The organism is Marinobacter iranensis (assembly GCF_029207565.1).
Taxonomy (GTDB): Bacteria; Pseudomonadota; Gammaproteobacteria; order Pseudomonadales; family Oleiphilaceae; genus Marinobacter; species Marinobacter iranensis.
Window position 1 is genome coordinate 121,760 of record NZ_JANCMW010000006.1, and the last position, 18,233, is coordinate 139,992.

At 54.4% G+C, this 18,233-nt stretch carries 19 protein-coding genes and 3 pseudogenes; 14 read left to right on the forward strand and 8 right to left on the reverse strand.

From position 1 onward, the window contains the following. Positions 1-4: 4 nt before the first annotated feature. Positions 5-685, reverse strand: coding sequence for a hypothetical protein (locus NLU14_RS11290; protein WP_275706492.1), 681 nt, complete (start codon positions 683-685; stop codon positions 5-7). 226 nt (positions 686-911) lie between these two features. Here NLU14_RS11290 and NLU14_RS11295 point away from each other — a divergent pair, with 226 nt between their 5' ends. Next, the gene (locus tag NLU14_RS11295) at positions 912-2,249 is read left to right on the forward strand and encodes a cyclic di-GMP phosphodiesterase (protein WP_275706494.1); all 1,338 of its coding nucleotides are present in this window, start codon (positions 912-914) and stop codon (positions 2,247-2,249) included. On the opposite strand, the gene NLU14_RS11300 is transcribed toward NLU14_RS11295, so the two are convergent. Then, positions 2,214-2,642, reverse strand: a complete 429-nt coding sequence (locus NLU14_RS11300; RefSeq protein ID WP_275706496.1) for a hotdog fold thioesterase — start codon at positions 2,640-2,642, stop codon at positions 2,214-2,216. The genes NLU14_RS11295 and NLU14_RS11300 overlap by 36 nt on opposite strands. A 220-nt stretch (positions 2,643-2,862) precedes the next feature. Between NLU14_RS11300 and NLU14_RS11305 the strand changes: the two are divergent. Then, a pseudogene (locus NLU14_RS11305) lies at positions 2,863-2,931 on the forward strand (type 1 glutamine amidotransferase domain-containing protein); the annotation flags it as partial. A gap of 613 nt (positions 2,932-3,544) precedes the next feature. Further along, entirely contained in the window at positions 3,545-4,132 is a 588-nt protein-coding gene (locus tag NLU14_RS11310) for a helicase-related protein (RefSeq protein ID WP_275706497.1), read from the forward strand. Here NLU14_RS11310 and NLU14_RS11315 read toward each other — a convergent pair. Beyond that, a complete protein-coding gene (locus NLU14_RS11315) occupies positions 4,059-4,274 on the reverse strand; it encodes a helix-turn-helix domain-containing protein (RefSeq protein ID WP_275706499.1) in 216 nt (71 codons plus the stop codon). The genes NLU14_RS11310 and NLU14_RS11315 overlap by 74 nt on opposite strands. A 118-nt stretch (positions 4,275-4,392) precedes the next feature. Here NLU14_RS11315 and NLU14_RS11320 point away from each other — a divergent pair, with 118 nt between their 5' ends. The 5 genes from NLU14_RS11320 to NLU14_RS23115 all read left to right on the forward strand — a co-directional run bounded on the left by NLU14_RS11320 (position 4,393) and on the right by NLU14_RS23115 (position 7,304). Beyond that, entirely contained in the window at positions 4,393-4,944 is a 552-nt protein-coding gene (locus NLU14_RS11320; RefSeq protein ID WP_275706502.1) for a hypothetical protein, read from the forward strand. Then, positions 4,941-6,338 carry a DEAD/DEAH box helicase gene (locus NLU14_RS11325; RefSeq protein WP_275706504.1) on the forward strand — a complete coding sequence of 466 codons (1,398 nt, stop codon included), beginning with the start codon at positions 4,941-4,943 and terminating at the stop codon, positions 6,336-6,338. The genes NLU14_RS11320 and NLU14_RS11325 overlap by 4 nt, the downstream gene beginning before the upstream one ends. 73 nt (positions 6,339-6,411) lie before the next feature. Further along, positions 6,412-6,609 (forward strand): MbcA/ParS/Xre antitoxin family protein, encoded by a 198-nt coding sequence (locus tag NLU14_RS11330; protein ID WP_275706506.1) that lies wholly within the window; start codon positions 6,412-6,414, stop codon positions 6,607-6,609. Positions 6,610-6,650: 41 nt separating this feature from the next. Continuing rightward, entirely contained in the window at positions 6,651-6,803 is a 153-nt protein-coding gene (locus tag NLU14_RS11335; RefSeq protein ID WP_275706507.1) for an AbrB/MazE/SpoVT family DNA-binding domain-containing protein, read from the forward strand. Positions 6,804-7,175: 372 nt separating this feature from the next. Next, positions 7,176-7,304, forward strand: a complete 129-nt coding sequence (locus NLU14_RS23115) for an MbcA/ParS/Xre antitoxin family protein (protein WP_420845062.1) — start codon at positions 7,176-7,178, stop codon at positions 7,302-7,304. Between the two features lie 828 nt (positions 7,305-8,132). Here NLU14_RS23115 and NLU14_RS11340 read toward each other — a convergent pair. Continuing rightward, a pseudogene (locus NLU14_RS11340) lies at positions 8,133-8,402 on the reverse strand (tyrosine-type recombinase/integrase); the annotation flags it as partial. A 393-nt stretch (positions 8,403-8,795) separates the two neighbouring features. On the opposite strand from NLU14_RS11340, the gene NLU14_RS11345 reads away from it, so the two are divergent. The 3 genes from NLU14_RS11345 to NLU14_RS11355 are packed head-to-tail and all read left to right on the forward strand — an operon-like array spanning position 8,796 to position 12,678. Beyond that, positions 8,796-10,142, forward strand: coding sequence for an MFS transporter (locus NLU14_RS11345; RefSeq protein WP_275706509.1), 1,347 nt, complete (start codon positions 8,796-8,798; stop codon positions 10,140-10,142). A 59-nt stretch (positions 10,143-10,201) separates the two neighbouring features. After that, on the forward strand, positions 10,202-11,833 hold the full coding sequence (locus NLU14_RS11350) for a class I adenylate-forming enzyme family protein (protein ID WP_275706511.1): 1,632 nt from the start codon (positions 10,202-10,204) through the stop codon (positions 11,831-11,833). A gap of 32 nt (positions 11,834-11,865) precedes the next feature. Beyond that, positions 11,866-12,678, forward strand: a complete 813-nt coding sequence (locus NLU14_RS11355; protein ID WP_275706512.1) for an enoyl-CoA hydratase/isomerase family protein — start codon at positions 11,866-11,868, stop codon at positions 12,676-12,678. Here the strand turns inward: NLU14_RS11355 and NLU14_RS23120 are convergent. Further along, positions 12,659-12,949 carry a DUF4372 domain-containing protein gene (locus NLU14_RS23120; RefSeq protein ID WP_420845058.1) on the reverse strand — a complete coding sequence of 97 codons (291 nt, stop codon included), beginning with the start codon at positions 12,947-12,949 and terminating at the stop codon, positions 12,659-12,661. The genes NLU14_RS11355 and NLU14_RS23120 overlap by 20 nt on opposite strands. On the opposite strand from NLU14_RS23120, the gene NLU14_RS11365 reads away from it, so the two are divergent. Both NLU14_RS11365 and NLU14_RS11370 read left to right on the forward strand, forming a co-directional pair. Next, positions 12,873-13,226: a hypothetical protein gene (locus NLU14_RS11365; RefSeq protein ID WP_275706766.1), complete on the forward strand. Its 354-nt coding sequence runs from the start codon at positions 12,873-12,875 to the stop codon at positions 13,224-13,226. The two genes, NLU14_RS23120 and NLU14_RS11365, sit on opposite strands and share 77 nt — an antisense overlap. A gap of 75 nt (positions 13,227-13,301) precedes the next feature. Then, positions 13,302-13,865 (forward strand): DUF2889 domain-containing protein, encoded by a 564-nt coding sequence (locus tag NLU14_RS11370; protein WP_275706514.1) that lies wholly within the window; start codon positions 13,302-13,304, stop codon positions 13,863-13,865. Between the two features lie 325 nt (positions 13,866-14,190). On the opposite strand, the gene NLU14_RS11375 is transcribed toward NLU14_RS11370, so the two are convergent. Continuing rightward, complete coding sequence (locus NLU14_RS11375; protein WP_275706516.1) at positions 14,191-15,354, reverse strand: acyl-CoA dehydrogenase family protein; 1,164 nt, start codon at positions 15,352-15,354, stop codon at positions 14,191-14,193. Between the two features lie 215 nt (positions 15,355-15,569). Next, complete coding sequence (locus tag NLU14_RS11380; protein WP_275706518.1) at positions 15,570-16,748, reverse strand: acetyl-CoA C-acetyltransferase; 1,179 nt, start codon at positions 16,746-16,748, stop codon at positions 15,570-15,572. Positions 16,749-16,951: 203 nt separating this feature from the next. Here NLU14_RS11380 and NLU14_RS11385 point away from each other — a divergent pair. Continuing rightward, positions 16,952-17,111 (forward strand): annotated as a pseudogene (locus NLU14_RS11385) (IS5/IS1182 family transposase); the annotation flags it as partial. A gap of 154 nt (positions 17,112-17,265) precedes the next feature. On the opposite strand, the gene NLU14_RS11390 reads toward NLU14_RS11385, so the two are convergent. After that, positions 17,266-18,054: an enoyl-CoA hydratase/isomerase family protein gene (locus NLU14_RS11390; protein WP_275706521.1), complete on the reverse strand. Its 789-nt coding sequence runs from the start codon at positions 18,052-18,054 to the stop codon at positions 17,266-17,268. Positions 18,055-18,233: the final 179 nt, after the last annotated feature.

An 18,233-nucleotide genomic window follows, 5' to 3' on the forward strand; every position in this document is an offset into this window, starting at 1 on the left:
TGCATCATTCAGCCCACAATCGCGCCCGGAAGCGGCTTTGCTTCCACAATACCGCAATCCAGATCGCGTGCAGGTTGATCAGGAACGCCAGTATCCATTCGAAAGCATTGTCTATCTGGCTGTAAATCCCTGGCACCACGGCAGTCAGAATAACCGAAAGTATGCCAACCGCCAGTGCCAGTTCGCACAACCAGAGCAGGTGCCTGCCGCTTTGGTGCCATCGGGGATGTCCTCTCAGGCCCGAACTGATCAGTAATTGGGCAATGTAGGTCAGTGAAAAGTACAACACCACACCAATGCGGCGCGTCAGGTTATAGCCGTCACCCTCATGGCCAAGCGCCAGGGTGTAAGCCGCCAGCGACACACAGGCAACAAACCCCAGCCAGGGAATCCAGGGGCGCCCGCGGCTGGTGGCACCCAGTTGTAACAGCCAGCGACCATTCAGGAACCAGAACAGAATGCCAAGAATGGCCGCCGGCAACATGGTGCCCTTGAAGATGAAATAGGAGGTGCCATAGCGACCAGTGCGGCTGATGCTGGTGCAGCTGTCCCAGTAGGGAATACACCAGGAAATATGCCCTTCAAGTATCGACACTGCAAAGGTCGTGTGAATGGTAATCAACGGCGTCAGCGCGGCAGCCATGGCCAGCCACCACAGTGGAATGCCATTCTTCACGTTAGTCATAGCATTGTCCTCAATCCCCTAAACGCAAAACCCGAAGCAGCATGCCTACCAACGTCTGCTATACTTTGACATACAAGTATGTCGCTTCCTGTTACAGCATTTGACAATATTTTAGAAATCAGGCGATACACTGCAGCGGCATTCGCTCATACTTTAATCGTGGTGCTCAAAGTCTGACCAGGGTGCATCCTGTTCAGTGCCATTCCCGGTTTTGAGACTGTGCATTATGCCCATGGCCCGCGAGGACATCGTAGAGACGGAGATCCCCGTATCCCAGTTGCAGATCGGGATGCATGTAATTCGTCTGGACCGGTCGTGGGAAGACACCGATTTCCTGCTGCAGGGATTTATCCTCCAGACTGAAGAAGATGTTCTCGCCGTTCAGCAGCAGTGTGAAAAAGTCACTGTTGAAGGGAAAGTTCAGGTTGTACCAGAGCCTTTTGAACGGTCGCCGGTGAGCCGCCGAAAAACGGCCGGTAAAAGCAGCCCCTCCGACACTTCACAGACCTCATCTTCGATTCCCAAGCGCCGGGTTACCTACGTCAACAAGGTAGACGCCAGCCGTGAGATGTCTGCGGCACGAATGAGCTATACCGAGGCCAAAGCCACTGCAAAGAACATCATGTCCAGCCTGCGACTGGGTCGCACACTGGAAATGAACCATATCCACCAGGTGGTGGATAGCTGCGTGGACAGTGTGCTGCGAAACGACAATGCCCTGCTGCTACTCACCAAGATCAAGAACAAGGACGAATACACCGCCGAGCACTGCATCAACGTTTCGATATTGTCGGCGGCGTTTGCCAAAAACCTGGGGCTGCTGGAAGGAGAGATTCGCAATGTGGCCCTGTGCGGCCTGCTCCACGATGTGGGCAAGATGAGCATCGACGATGAGATCCTGAACAAACCCGGAGCCCTCACCCCCGACGAATTCGCGGTGATGAAAAAACACACTACGTTCGGCCGCGATCTTCTGGCTTCCCTGCCCCGCCTCGCCCATTCAGCGGTCGATGTGGCCTATTCGCATCACGAACGAATGGATGGCAATGGCTATCCGCGAGGCCTGGCCGGCCACCAGATTCCGCTGTTTGCCAAGGTTGTGGGGCTGGTGGACACCTACGATGCCATCACCAGCTCCCGGGTTTACGACAAGGGCCGGGCCTCGATGGAAGCGCTGCAGATTATCCACCGCAACAAGGGCACCCAGTTTGATGCCGACCTGGCGGTGGAGTTTATCCGCATGATTGGCGTGTACCCGCCCGGCTCGATAGTGGAAATGACCAATGGGGAAGTGGGTATCGTGGTAGCCACACACCCCACCAGCAAACTCAAGCCCCGGGTGTTGCTGGTACGTGACGCAAACAAGCATCCTCTGGCCACCTTCCGCGAAGTGGACCTGCTGAAAGACATCCCGGACAGCGCCGGGCAACCTTACAAAATTGCCCGGGAAGTACCGGATGAAAGCTACGGCATTGTGATGAAGGACTTCATCGAACAGGGCATACTCAACCGCAAGGCCCCGGAGGTATCAGCCCCGGTCGATGACGGCCATGGTGAGCCTTGAAATACAGGTAAGCTTGCCTTCCTCGTTTTCCAGACGTATTTCCCAGACCTGTGTCGTACCGCCAATATGGACAGGGCGTGCTGTACCGTAGACCCAGCCTTTGGAAGCCGAGCGAATATGGTTGGCGTTAATATCCAACCCCACCGCAATCTGGTTTTCTTTCCGCAGGCAATAGTTGGCGGCCATGCTGCCCAGCGTTTCCGCCAGCACCACTGATGCCCCACCATGAAGGATGCCGAACGGCTGCACCGTGCGCTCATCCACCGGAATACGCCCGATCACATAGTCATCACCAATTTCCACGTACTCAATGCCCATGGTGGCCACGGCGGTGTTTTTGCTGGCCTCAGCCATTTGTTCAAGAGTGGGAATGCTGCGAGTCCAGATTGCCATCAACTGCTACCTCCTGATGTTGGAGAGCCAACGTGAAAACGCAGGCTCGGATTCCCGGAGTTTATACAGATAGGTAGCGAACGACCATAGGGTTTTAGTTTAAGGGTTTATCGCGCATCAGGTACGACTGCTTGCGGTTGATTTTCGATGCGATCACCACCACTAAGCTTTTATAAGGCAGTTATCCGAACTCATCCCACGATCCATAAGGACAGATTGCATGAAAGTACTGATGGTTCTCACCTCGCATGATCAGATGGGAGACACCGGCCACAAGACCGGCTTCTGGCATAAAGCACAGGAAACGTCCTAATCGAGTGAGTGAGTGGGTGACTGGGAGCAAGCCTTGACGTGGCCTGCGAACCAAATTCTATCAATATTCATTCTTTACACAATTTAAGTTTTTGTATAAATTCCCTTTTAACCGCCAATTCAGCCTCCTTCACCCAAGATTTTCGCCTCAATGTTTACAATTACCGTGCTTGGTGGACCGATCCAATCCTAATGTTAACGGCGGCCTAAAACCGCGCTTATTTGGCGGAACATAACTGAGTCAACGCGCGACAACCCCATGGCTAAAATTATCCGCATGCCCGTAGGAGCCTCCAGGAGCTTCCCTCGCGCGCTCGGGACTCCTCCTGGACCCCACCTACGGGCATTGCAGTTTCCGGCCGCTATGGGCTTTCCGCTTCGTCTGGTTCGCCCCTAGCATAAAGAGGCAGGTCGTAGCAAGAGGGCAAATCGTTCGCAGCCAAATATGCGCGTTTTTCCACCGCCATTCACACCTAAAGATAAAACCCTCGTTTTTTGTGCCACACAGGCGCATGCAGGCATGGTGCAGGATTTTATCAATGAATATGCCGTGAAACGGGCGGGGCTGGACCACCAACATACGCTATTGTGTGCGAGTCACCGCCAATGACGCTGCGGCGGGTGAAAAGGATCTGAAGACCTTTCAGGACAACGAAAAGACCATCCTGACTACATCGCGCAAGCTTTCCACAGGCGTCGATGCCCGTAATGTGCGTAACATCGTCCTCATGCGGCCCTTTAACAACATGATCGAATTCAAACAGATCATCGGTCGCGGGACGCGATTATACGACGGTAAGGATTACTTCACCGCCTATGACTTCGTGAAAGCCCACTACGACTTTGCCGACCCGGAATGGGATGGCGAGCCTCTTCCACCCGAAGTTTGTGAACGCTGTGGGATCTCCCCCTGTACCTGCGAAAAAGGTGGAGGCAATGATGGCGAAGGCATGGGTCAGGTTTGCGGGCAGAAACCCTGCGTTTGCGAAAAGCCCGAGCCGGAGGTCCGGACGGGCGGACTTGCGGTGCAAATACCAATCCAAATCAAGTCGCTAGCAGACAAACCAACTTCTACACTTGTAACTGTCATTGATCCGAAAACCGCTAAAGATCAGGAATCAGATCCTTGGGTGAGCATTGAAGTAGCTCAGCGAATACATAGATCTTTTCGATTGTAATATTGACCATCCCCCTCTCGATCTTACCGACATAGCTCCTGTCGATTCCCGCGTCATAGGCAAGGCGCTCCTGGGAGAACCCTTTTGCTTTTCGAATCGCGCGTAGGTTCCGTCCAAACGCCTCGCAAACCGGTGAACCCATTTCTTGTCCCCACAAAAGACAAGACTATGGTTTCTTGAGGCATATGGAGCCACGGCATATACTACCCATTTTTCGATAATCGACCCGATCGACACTTAGCCCAAATTAGGACTCTCCCATGAACGAAATGAAGCAAGTTCGCGTCGATCCAATCCTGCTTTCGCTCATGAAGGAACCGGCGAATAACCCCTTTTCAACCACTTCGCTTCGAGATCTATACGTTTCCCAGTCATCCGACCCGAATCAGCTTGATCGCAACTCGATTCGCAAATACATCGACAAGGAACTTCGTCGCCTGCTAAAAATCGGCCTTTTGGAGAGGTACAACGGAGAAACAGGCAGAGGCTGCAAATTCATCTATCGAGGTGCGCCTTCCGGGATTGCTCTGAAGATCAAACGCTCCCCTTTTGCGAAACCAAAACAGGAAAACGCGTCCTCAATGGATTCAGCGACATTGAAAGGGTTGCAGGAAGAGCTTTCGAAGCGAAAGGTCGAGCTGATGACAAGTATCGGCGAGGCAGAGGAGTATCAGCGCCTGCTCAAAAAATACCCGGCTCTTCAAAAAACGATTAGAACGCAATATCTTGAGTCTCGCGATCGAAGTACAAAGGCGCTGGGCCAGCTACGTGCCGTGGAAACCGTCTTGGCAGATCTTGGACACAATGCATGATCCAACTACGTAAATGGCAGGTTGAATGCATTGAGAAAGCTCTGTCAGTCTTTCAGAGCCAGTCGCACTTCCTCTGTCACGCAACACCAGGCGCTGGTAAAACAGTGATGGTGGCATCGGTTGCCAAGGCCCTCTTTCAGCATGACAAGATCGATTTTGTTGTGTGCTTCTCGCCATCTCGCGCTGTTGCGCATGGCGTGGCTTTAACGTTCAGTCAAATTCTTGGACGGAGCTTCAATGGTCAGATCGGAGCGGCAGGGGGATCTTATACCTACCAATCCATGGACACCCTGCCTGACGAGTTGTGGCAGGTATTGCGCGAACACCGCGTCCTGGTGGTTCTTGACGAAATACATCATTGCTCGGGGATCGTCTGGGACAACTCCCCCATTGGCAACCGTTGGGGGCGGACCATTATAGATAAGGTCCAGGGAAAGGCGAGCTATACCATGGCGCTCTCCGGCACTCCCTGGCGAACCGATGACAGCCCGATCGTTCTCTCTCAGTACACCAAATCGACTGGACAGATTTCCTGCGACTATGAATACGGTTTGGGAAAAGCTGTTTCGGACGGCGTATGCCGGGCACCAAAAATCGTTCTCACGGACAATCGTGAAATCAGCCTGAGCTCGGCGGACTTCGGCCTTAAAACGTTCGCCAGTATCAGCGACTCTCTCAAAAATGAGCACATAACCTACACGGATTTCTTGTTCAGAGATGCAGTCATTGACCAGGTTCTCTCTGAGGCATCAGCAAGATTGACGAGCATACGCAAACATGCGCCTTTGGCAGGGGGGCTAGTTGTCGCAGCATCTGTGGCACACGCTGAACAAATAGCGAGGCGACTTGCGATGGCTGGGGAACATCCAATCATCGTCACCTATCAGACGCCTGACGCGCAGCGCATTATCTCCAATTTCAAGACGTCGTCTGACCGTTGGATCATCTCGGTTGGGATGATCAGCGAAGGCACTGACATTCCGAGACTCCAGGTTTGCTGTCACCTCAGTCGAATCCGAACCGAACTGCATTTCCGGCAGGTTCTGGGCCGAATTCTCAGGCGACAGCCAACGGATCCGGCCGATACAAGTGCTTGGCTTTACGTGCTGGCTGAACCAAATTTAGCGGAATTTGCTCGCCGGATCGGAGAAGATCTTCCCGGGGAAAAAGTTGTTTCATTCGTCCCGGATTCGGAGACTCGGGGTACCCAAAAATCGAAAGCAATGAAGTTCTACCAGGACGACAACTTTGCTTTCACCCTGGATCTGGATGGGCAAACGTCAGTTGACGGTTCTGGTCGATCCAGAGAGCCTCCGGATGAAGAGCAGATTGATCTTCGTATTAGTAACCATTACTGGAATGAGGTTCTCGCCCTTTTCGCCAATAGCACGTAAAACCCCCGGAGGTTCTCGAACAAACGCAGTCATTCGAGATAGGTACAGGTTTATGTCCATAAGAAAAACTGACATGCCCGACATTTCACCGGTGGCGCTAATACAGATGGCCGAGACTGTATTTGAATCTCGAGAGATTGCGCTGAACTGGTTAGAAAGTCCGATCAAGGCGCTTGGAGAAGAAGTCCCCAGCAAGCTGCTCGGAACACCTGAAGGATGTAGGCGGGTTTATCAGGTTTTAGCCAAAATTGAAGCAGGCGACTTCAGCTGAGGTATTTCTGACTCCTTAACTTTCAGATAGAGGCAAACTTTATGTCCGACGGTAACGTGCCGTACAAGCTCGCCGAGTTGATTGCTCAATGCGACCCCGATTCGCCCATGCCCCCTGAGTTGCTGGAATGGGAGCAAGCAGAGCCGATAGGTTTAGAACGCGACGTGGTGGCAGCGTATTCGCCGCCATCGTGACCACCCATTCCGTTTGAACGTGACCGCCTTTTCCGGGCAATAATAAAGCGAGATCTGGAGATCTGATAGCAGCAGGCATTATTACTCCCGCTCTTTCGGAGCCTTTTCCCGATCTTGCCGCTGGCAATGTATGAGGGTTGGAGGCTGGGGGAGGTCGAGATCAATTCAAAATCATCGACACGAACCCGGGAGATAAGTATGGAGCAAGACGTAGAGGAGACCCTTCGCCATAACGCAGAGTTGTTGACTCTCACTGGCGGCGAAGTGGAGCGCATCATATCGGGATGCCAGTTTAATCAGAGACAGGTAGCTCAGATGTTTGCCCACTTGTACAAACAGCTGGCACCCAAAGTGGGGGTGGATCCTGATGCAATGAGTCATTGGCTGCGAACCCCAAATAGTCACTTGGGAGCACGGCCTCTGGAGCTGCTGAAAGGTAGAGACGGATTTGATGAGGCTATGAAATACCTCGGCGCGATCGATTCGTCACAGACGTCGTAATGAACCTGAAATTTTAGCAGTCTGGAAGGCTCCAGGACCTCACTCTCAGTGCCAACCGCTCCCCCGGTCAGCCAGAGCCTTGGCGCCATATCTGATAGATGCGGACATTATTACTCGTGACCCTTTGGAGGCTGCTCCCGATCTTGCATGAAATCGTCGGAAACACCATCGTCGGAGTCGAACCACTCGTCCCAGACGGGCTCGGTGGGCCGATCGTATCGCTCGACAGAACCTCTGAGCCGATCGAGTGGCGTAAGCTCGTGAGGAAGCAGCGTGGCAAGTACGTCAGCGTGTCCCGATTCAGCATCAAGGTCTTGCAGAGGTTCCTCCTCGGTAGGTGTTTTCTTTTTCATACGACCTCGCTTTCAGTGGCAACCGTTTCACACTCTCAATTTTAGCAGCCGGTCAGTTTCGACACCCGTCAAGAAAAGACGTTATCCATCCTGCTTCTGATGAGGAGGGCTGAAGATCATACAGCTTTACGATTCGCAGGAACCTGGCTACGTATCCGCACTGGCCAGACGGTGGCAACCACTCGTCCGGGCCCCGGGCGCCCTTGCTTCTGTTCAGGCTTAGTTCAACGGGCCAGAGATTGACCATAGAGTCGGCTCAGGCGCTGATAATCGCTGCGGCAGGCTATTTTGAGCATGACACCATTTATAGGGCTGCGATTGTTACCATTTAATGGCCGCTTGGGTCGCAAAGCGAACGTCCGGAACTGTTTAGGGCATTGGAGGAGCCTGGGAAAACACAACACATGATCAACGACTGAGTCCGAGAGCGGTTTCGACTCCCGGCAATCCGGGTTGAAGGGCCGCATTACAGCAATCAGACCTCAATGCTCTCGGCTATCTCCAGAGCATCCTCCACCTCGACACCAAGGTATCTCACGGTACTGGACATATTTGTGTGGCCCAATAGCAACTGGACTGCACGCAGATTTTTGGTCTTCTTGTAGATCAATGTTGCCTTGCTCCGTCTCATTGAGTGAGTGGCATAGACGGGTGGATCCAGTCCAATGCTGGTAATCCACTTCCGGCTCGGCCATAAATAATCCATACCTGATAGTCCGCGAAATTGGATCCACGCTTCGACCGATCCTCCAGGCAGCAGCGCCTGGCTCAAGATGGGATTACTGGACAGTTACACTTATTCAGAGGTTCTTTAAAACTTAACCGCAGTTTCTGTTCCGTTGCGCACCATACCCCAAGTCCGACAGACAGGCTGATTGTGCCGAATCGTCGATATTGACGATGAACATATCGAAAAGGACATCTAGAGTTGAGTACTCACAAAAACAACATAGGATCCAAAAAGTATGTGTGACTTAAATCGACCTTCCCCAGACCGAGTACTGGGTTTTCTAACAGCAGGTGCTGCGTGCGGGAGTGTATGGCCCGGCACGGCGACTGGGGATGCCCAAGCCGTGTGCCTCTTATTTCAAAGCTCTGAACATCAGGTTCGCCCCCAAAATTTATTTAAGGAGGAGGTATGAAAACTAACGTTCAGTCCATGGATAGTACTAGCGACGTTGCTGAACGCGATAACGGCAATGCGCGCCGTGGAGCGGGAGCGGCCTTCGTCGGCACGGTCCTGGAGTACTACGACCTCTTCATTTATGGCACGGCTGCCGCTTTGGTGTTCGGCAAATTGTTCTTTAGCAATACTACCTCCCCGAAAGTCGCTCTGATACTCTCGTTTGGCGCCTTCGCTAGCGGATACGTGGCGCGCCCTCTGGGTGCCGTGCTGTTCGGGCACATCGGCGATCGGTTCGGCCGTCGAGCGGCACTGTTGGGCACGATATGGTTGATGGGTAGTGCAACTTTTCTTATTGGGCTCTTGCCGACTTATGCTGTTGCCGGGGCGCTAGCCCCGGTGCTGCTGGTCCTGTTGCGTCTCTGTCAGGGACTTGCGATTGGTGGCGAACTTGGCGGGGCGGTCTTGGTCTCTGTGGAGCATGCTCCTGAAAATAAGCGTGGTTTCTACGGGAGTTTTTCGACCGCCGGCGGTCCAGCGGGCGGTCTCCTGGCCACCGTCGTGTTCGCCCTCGTCACGCAACTTCCCCAAGAGCAGTTTGAAGCCTGGGGATGGCGAATTCCGTTTCTACTGAGCGTCGTCATCCTGATTGTCGGTTTAATGATCCGTAGCAGACTGGACGAGACACCGGATTTCGAGAAGGGCGCAGCTCCTAAAACGAAACGCAAGCTTCCGATTCAATTGGCTATCAAGAACCATTGGCAAACGATCTTCGGACTGGGATGTATGCTGTTTGGACTGTTAGCTTCATGGTACATCGTCACGGTTTACGGCTTGAGCTATGCGGTCGGCACTCTTGGAATGGATAAGTCCTTCTACCTCTGGGTGGTGTCTGCTGCGTCATTGCTCGTGGTCCTGATGAACCCGGTGTGGGGCGCGCTTTCAGACAGATTGGGGCGGCGCAGACTATTGACTGCCAGCCTCGTCACGTTGGGACTGTTGATGATCGTGTTCATCGCCGCGCTTAATAGCCGGAGCATGCCGCTCATATCCATATCAATGTTGGGATTCGCGGGTATCGGTTATGCGGCGGTCAACGGGATCTGGCCGGCTTTCCTGGTGTCGTGCTTGCCCCCGGAGGTGCGCTATACCGCAGGCTCGCTCGGCATACAGCTGGCTGGCATCGTCACTGGTTTTGTACCTTTAGCCGCCGTGGTTCTGGCAGATACCATATTCGGTATCTGGGGTATTGGGGTGCTCTGCTTGGGTGCCTGTCTGATTGGTGCCTTCGCCACCTATGTGATGCATAGGCCCCCTGCTTCCGCAGGCTACCAGAGTAGAGCCGTCTCATCCCCAGACTAAGCCCACTAAAAAAGGGTGTGATGTTTCACTTCAGACATATACTTTGCCGGAGGTACATAATGAACCAATTAGAGGCGCCAATGTACATGCGCGTTAACGACGAGAAGGAGGCGAATGAATATTTACGAACCGGTATCTGGACGGATCAGTCATTGCATGATCGGATCAGTTACTTTGCTAAAACGACGCCAGCACAGCCAGCAATCAGCGATGGGACTCGGTCCTGGACCTATCTGGAACTCAACGATTACGTGCTGCGGCTAGCCCGCACGCTGCTTGACCTTGGTGTAGACCGCGGAGAAGTCGTTGCATTGCAATCGATGAATACGTTGCACCTGCCCGCCATGCATGCCGCGTTGGCGTGGATCGGTGCGATCCTAGCCCCAGTATCACCGCAATGGCGCGATGCTGAGATGCTGCCCCTGCTCTCTACTTCGCGGGCCGGACTATTGATCCACACGACAGATGACTCGTATGACCGCACTGCCGCCGCAGCATCCTATGTCAACCGTGTCGCCTCATTGCGAGAAGCCATCAGCCTCGAGACACTCGATGCGCTCGTTAAAGAAGCCCGCCCGCTTGACCCGAAAGAAGTTCGGCACCGGACATCTAAGGCGAATGACCCGCAGTTGGCAATGTGCTCATCGGGCTCGACTGGAATCCCCAAGATCGCGCTTCATAGCTTCAACAACCTGTACACCCAAGGTGTCAGCACAGCTGGTCACGCATACGGCCTTAGTTCGAACGACATTACCTTAGCGATTGCTCCGGCCAACATCGGATCAACGGGATACGTTTATCCAATCCTGGCAGCACTTTCTGTTGGTGCGCAGGCTAACCTATTGCAGCACTGGTCACCTGAGGCGGCACTCACGAAGTTGCGTGACCTTAACGTGACCGTGGCTGTCGCTGTTCCGACTCAGATGCTAATGATGCTCGATCATCCTGTAGAGAAGTTCAACTTAAGATCACTGCGAGTCGTTCTCACCGGCGGTGCCCCACTCCCACCGAACGTTGCCGGAGATTTCGAGCGTCGTTTTGGGTGCCGGATGCACAAGGTCTACGGGGCAAGTGACGGTGGCATCGCCGCATGCACGGACCTCGACACTCCCGAAACACAACGCTTTAGCACTGTGGGGCGTATTGCCCGAGGGCATGATGTAAAAATCTTGACAAACGGGCAGGTCGCTCCACCCGGCACTTCTGGCGAGGTCGTTTGGCATGGCCCATCGAAGTCCTTCGGATATCTGAACCAAGGGGAAATGGACGTGCAGGCCTGGCACGGTGGCTACTTCCACTCTGGCGATATCGGAGTCATCGATGACGACGGGTACCTCAGCATCGTTGGACGGATCAAGGAGATGATTCTTCGAGGTGGGCATAACATTTTCCCTGCCGAGATCGAGTTGCTGCTAAACGAACATCCAGCAATCGAGAGCGTAGTCGTCGTAGGTGTCCCTGACGACAGGTTGGGTGAGCGCGCATGTGCCGTAATCAGTGCAGCGGCAGGCCATGCAGTACCCAGTGTGGAGGAGATCCAGAATTTCTTGACTGAGCGTAATTTGGCGAAGTACAAGTTCCCCGAATTCGTGGTTTCGCTCGACCAGATTCCTGTAAACGCTGGGGGAAAAGTTGACCGGCCTTCGATTAATGAGATCGCGAGAGAGGCTCTCGCAGAGCGCGACTTTTAACGCATTGAATCTAGAAGAAAGGAACGTTTCCAATGTCAATCCCTAAATACAACACTTTGACTATAGAAGAGAAAAGTGCGATTACATGGATCGTGCTCGATAGACCCCAGACGCTCAACGCGTTGAGCGACGAGCTGCTTACTGAATTCTCTGACGTACTCAGGATTCTTAAGACCGAGGGGGCACCGGTCATCGGCATCCGAGGAGCCGGTCGCGGCTTTTCATCCGGCTACGATATTTCTCCTGAGGCTGAGGAGATCGGAGGTTTGGGGCGTCGGAACATCATTGAGGAGCGTACCCGGTTGCGGGAAAAAATCGAGTGTTTGATGCCTCTCTGGGATCATCCGAAGCCGACGATTGCGGCAGTGCATGGTCCTTGCATTGCTGGTGCGGTGCTGCTTGCATCACTTTGCGATCTCACGGTTGTCGCTGACAACGCTGTAATCGGAGAGCCCACTCTCCCCATCGGTGGCGGTTTTATGGAACCTTTCTGGGCCTTCCTACTTGGCCCTAAGCAGGCGAAGATGATGGCACTTGACCCCGGCGCTCGGTTTAACGCCGCCAAAGCAGTCGAATGGGGCTGGGCAAACTTCTCCGTTCCACATGATGAGTTGGTGGACGCCGTGGAGAAGCTATCCAGCAGGATTGCGCGGGTTCATCCAGACGTTCTTGCGGTCAAAAAATCTTCTGTCAATCGCTATTATGAGGACCGCGGAATTCGCTCTGCATTCATCTCTGGTGCTGAAACTGACGCATTGCTCCATTTTTCGGAACCAGTACGTGCGATGTCAGAGTCAATTCGTTCGAATGGCCTTGCTGACACCATTAAGCGTTTTTATGGATGATGTTTCTAGTGTCCTGTCCCGCTGATACGGTCCGGCCAAGGGCTGTGTGCGAATACTTCATGGTATTAGGGAAGCAAGGCAAGGTGGACAAATTGCAGATGGTGGTGGCGTCGAAGGCATAATCGCGCAGCGATTCGCTCCAGGTCAGCTGCGCAAAGGCCATGGTAAGGAAATGATCCAGGCACGGAAAATTCTTGACCTTGAAATCGCTCCGATGCTTTGCCACCGAGCGTATGGTATCCGGTGCTCCAGGGCGTGGTTCAAGCCGCATGTTCGATCGCCTCTTCCTGCGCAGAATGATCGAATTGGAATTTTTTCAGAATGATCCGAGCAGTTCGGCGGCCTGGGCATTGGGCAAGCCGTACCTGCTGGATCACCCAGATGAATGCCGCACAAACGACATTATCCACGAGGAATGCAAGGGTGTCCCAAAGGTCCAAACGAGCGTCGAGGAAGAACTTGCCGGGCGCACAAGCTCACAATTCACTGCGGCTAATCATCCGGAGTTGTATCTAAAAAAACGCTATGGTGAAGTAATTTTTCAGTAAGCAGATGTCAAAATACTGAACGCAAACTGATTGAACGTATTTTTGCCTGCGGCCCCAAATTAAGAAACTGTATTATTGAAGGAGATTGATGTGCCCCTGCCTCCTGCCGAAAAGCGCAAGTTACTGCACACCCGCCGAGTCATTTACCGTGGATACGAGCGCGAAGATGGTTTGTGGGACATTGAAGGCGAGCTGCTTGATACGAAAACCCACCCGCTCACGATTCCGAATGAACGTACCTTGCAGATAGGTGAACCCATACACGGTATGCTGATTCGAGTCACCATCAATGCCGAAATGGTCGTGCATGGTATTGACGTTGCCATGAACAATGTCCCTCATGGGCCCTGTCGACAAGCTATGGCTCCCATGCAACTTATGATAGGCAGCAAAATGGGACCCGGCTGGCGAAAAGCTATCGAACACCACCTGGGAGAAATCAAAGGCTGCGTGCATTTACGAGAGTTGCTGTTTAATATGGCCACGGCGGCGTTTCAAACCTTGCCGGCACAACACACTACGGTCTCAGTTGACCCGAATCGCCCGCCGCAGCACTTGGGCAAGTGCGTGACCTGGGATTTCAATGGGCCTCTGGTGCAGAACCTATATCCGGTTTATTTTCAACACGAAATAAAATAAGGCTTTATCGCGTACATTCGATGTAGACCGCAAGGCACCCCGTTTCGACCCAAAAAGTAGGGGCCCACAAATGCGGATCCCCAAGACGCGGCCAAACACGACTAAAGCGTCGCCGAGCCTCAGGCACGGGCGCGCGGCAATTAATCCCAGCGCGTGGTATAGAGTGGCGTGCGATGCTCGAACCGTGTCGTCCAGCGCGGCTGAAGGGCCCAACAGGGGCCAGCTGGATGGTGTCGCGGCCATGCGCCGCATTCAATCCATCCACCACACGCATCAGGTGGCCGGCTTCCTGTTTTGGTGGGAATAACCTACTACAACTCAACAACTAGTCCTTTTTCGGCACCGCCTTCGGAAGCAGTGAGTTGCCAATGATCTGTTTCATCACTTCGACCGTTCCGCCGCCGATGCGTTGCACACGAGCATCGACGAACGCTCGTGCGATCGGGTATTCCCACATGTATCCCCAGCCGCCGAAAAGCTGCAGGCACTGGTCCATTACCTTGCCCTGCAATTCTGTAGCCAGCAGTTTGGCCGCCGCGGCATCCACGGGATCAAGCTGTCTGTCCACTTGGAGCGCTATGCAGCGGTCGACGAGCACACGCTGCGCCTGCAGCTCGGCATGCAACTGTGCGAGGACGAAGCGTGTGTTCTGGAAATCGCCAAGCGTTTGCCCAAACATCTTGCGCTCCGAGACATAGTCGATGGTCCACTGCAGTGCAGCCTCCGACGTGGCGACTGCGCGGATTGCCTGCACTAGGCGCTCCTGCGACAACTGGGTCATAAGGATCTTGAAGCCCTGTCCTTCCTCCGCCAGACGGTTGGTGACCGGCACGCGCATGTCGCTGAAAAACAGTTCTGCGGTGTCCTCGGCCTTGCAGCCGATCTTCTCAAGCTTGCGTCCCCGATTAAATCCGGGCAGGCCAGCTTCGACCAAGAGCAGGCTGATCCCGTTGCCGCGTGCATGGGGATCTGTCTTGCACGCAACCAGGACCAGGTCGGCGCTGTGACCATTGGTGATAAAGACCTTTTGCCCATTAACGATGTAGTGGTCCCCATCACGCACGGCCTGCGTGCGGATGTTCTGCACGTCGCTGCCACCGGACGGTTCCGTCATAGCCAAGGCCGTGACCACTTCGCCACTGGCCATCCTGGGCAGCCACGTCGTCTTCTGCAGTTCACTGCCGAATTCGAGCAAATAGGGTGCGACAATGTCCGAATGTATGTAGAAGGAGGGACCCGTGGCTCCCTCCCGGGCCATTTCCTCCATCAGAATTGTGCTGTAGAGGAAATCTCCGCCGGGGCCTCCGTATTCGGTAGGCACATTGCAGCAAAGCAGACCGAGCCTGCCGGCCTCCATCCAAACGCTGCGCGGTACCTGGCCGACTTTTTCCCATTCGCTGTAGAAGGGTGTCACGTGCTGCGCGATAAAGCGGCGCGCCGACTCACGAAAAAGGTCATGCTCGGCTGAAAAGAGAGTTCTTGGGATCATGGGGTTGGGCCTCAGGGTTAGAAGCCACACGGGCGGTCATCGCCCGGTGCATTACATTCGGTTTTCGTTCGTTGTTGCGGTGATAGTTTCAATTCAGAGACGAACTCCATTCAAAACAGGAATTGCGAAAGTGTGTAGCGCGCCATTTTCTCCGCTGTCAATCTTCCAGCCCGGGTTTCGGTCATGGCATTCAGGGTCGGGTTTCCGACTGGTATTTAGAGATTCTCGACGATGATCGCGTTCGCCATCCCGCCAGCTTCGCACATGGCCTGCAGGCCATAGCGACCACCGGTTTGCTGTAGCGCATGCAGCAGCGTTGTCATGAGTTTGGTGCCGGAGGCTCCCAGCGGGTGGCCCATGGCAATGGATCCGCCCCGGGAATTCATGCGTTGGGGGTCTGCGCCCAGCGCCTTCAGCCAGGCAAGCGGCACTGAGGCAAAGGCTTCGTTAATTTCGAAGAGGTCAATGTCGTCAATTTTTAGTCCTGCTTTTTGCAGAGCGCGCCGGGTTGCCGGAATAGGCGCTTCCAGCATCATCACTGGATCGTCGCCGATCACCGTCATCTGATGGATGCGGGCCATGGGCTTCAGGCCAAGTGCTTTGAGCCCGTTTTCATTGGCAACGATGCAACCGCTGGCTCCGTCGCAGATCTGGCTGGAATTGGCTGCACTGATAACGCCACCGTCCTTGAGCAGCTTGACCGATGCGATCTGGTCGAGCGTAGTCTCGGTGCGAATGCCTTCGTCGAACAGGTGCATCTCGTCCAAATTGCCATGTTCAAGGCTGCGTGCTTTCAGTGGCAGGATTTCATCCCTGAAATGCCCCGCTTTGGTCGAAGCCGTGGCGCGACGATGACTAGACAGCGCGTATTCATCAAGCTGTTCGCGTGATAAGCCGTACTTACGCGCTATCATTTCCGCGCCGTCAAACTGTGAGAACCCCAGTACACCAAAGCGCTCCTGCAATTGCGGGGTCATGTAGCTTCCCATGCCGTTTTTCTCCGGCAGGGTGGATGCGGTGAACATCGGCACACGCGACATGCTCTCGACGCCAGCGGCAATCACCACGTCCATGGTGCCGGACATCACGGCCTGCGCCGCGAAGTGCAAGGCCTGCTGCGACGAGCCACACTGCCGGTCCAGAGTGGTGCCCGGCGTGGTCAATGGCAGCCGCGAGTGCAGCACCGCCATCCGGGCTACGTTGGCTGACTGCTCGCCGACCTGACTGACACAGCCCATGATCACGTCTTCGATCAGGGCAGGGTCGCAAGAAATTCGGTCCAGCAGCCCATTAAGGACGCGGCCCGCCATTTCTGCAGGATGCCAGCCTGACAGGCGTCCGTTGCGGCGGCCGCCGGCGGTGCGAAGGGACGTGACGATATAGGCTTCAGGCATGAATAGTGCTTCCTATGGGGTGGGAGGGCTCGCATGATGGCGAGGACTTAGACTTGATTATCCCGATGCCGTCCTTACGACGCATCGTCGGAACCGATGATTGTGAAAATCGCTGGTATTGTACTTTATCGATATTTGCGCAGTTCCTGCTTGGCGAGGCTTTGTTGCGCAAACACCCCGTCCACAAGTGGTAGGCTCGGTGCATGAGTCAAGCGGAGCGACCCAAGATCAAGTACAAGACGTCCGCATACAACGCAGCCCTCAAGGCCCGGGGCACCGACCATCTGGCTCGACCGTGACATGCAATGGTTGGCCACACCCAATGACAAGCGCGGTCGCCAACGTGTGTTCAATGACGCTTCCGCAAGCGTCAAAGGCTAAATCGCCAAGAAAAAAATGTAGGTCAGGATCGTTACCCTCTCAGCCGGCACGCCGAAACCGCCCCGTGCGCGGAGCAACTTGATGACCGGTACGACTACATATCGACTGATTTCCGTGCAGCGCTCCGAAGCGCTTCTCAAGTTCCGGTGAAGTTAGACTGTCGCTTTTCAATGAAGGCGCGCAATCCCTCCTTGAAATCTAACGTATTGATTAAACTTAGAAATTCTTCACGCTCCGCCTTGAGCTGCTTGCTGAGAGTGTTGTCAAGTGATTGCCGCATGAGCCGCTTCATTCGGCCATAAGCGAGCGTGGGGCCTTTTGCAATCCTAGCCGCCAAGGCATCGGTGCTTGCGCCAAGGGCTTCTGCCGGAACTGTCAGATTCACAACCCCAAGATCCTGCGCCTCGGCCGAATCGAAGGTTTCCGAAAGTAGCGCAATCTGCATTGCCTTGCGCAGTCCCACAAGCCGCGGCAATGACCAGGAACATGAAAGGTCGACACTCGCACCGATGTTTGCGTAAGCCATGTTGAAACGCGTACCCTCTGCAGCGATAGCCAGATCACAGCCCAGAATCATACTGAGTGACCCTCCGGCGACCACGCCGTGAACCGATGCGATCACTGGCGCGTCGATTCCGGCCAACAATTCGAGGGCTGGGTTCATGTTGCCTAGCAGGGTTAACGCCGTTCCGCTCGGGTCCTTCGCCATAGCGTGAATGTCTCCGCCGACACCGAATGCGCGGCCGGCTCCCCGGAGCACGACCACTCTCACGCTGGAATCGGCCGCCAATTCCTCACATGCCCGCAGAAATGCAAGAGACATCGGTACGTCCAGTGCGTTCAAGGCTTCGGGCCGGTTGAGTGTCAAGTAGGCAATGTGCCCTGCCCGCTCCAGCAACACGGAGCCCGTGTTATTCGTCGTCATGTATGCCTCCTTGATGAGTCAAAAGCCCATCTAACTTGCTGCAAGTTGAGATCCTGCAGAATGTTTTCATATTTGCGTCTATCGTTTGCGACATACGCGGCGAATTCCGGGAGGCCCTGCGTAACGAACGTTGCAACGCTTGGCAAGAGGGCGTGTCTCTTGGTATCGGCGAAGGCAAA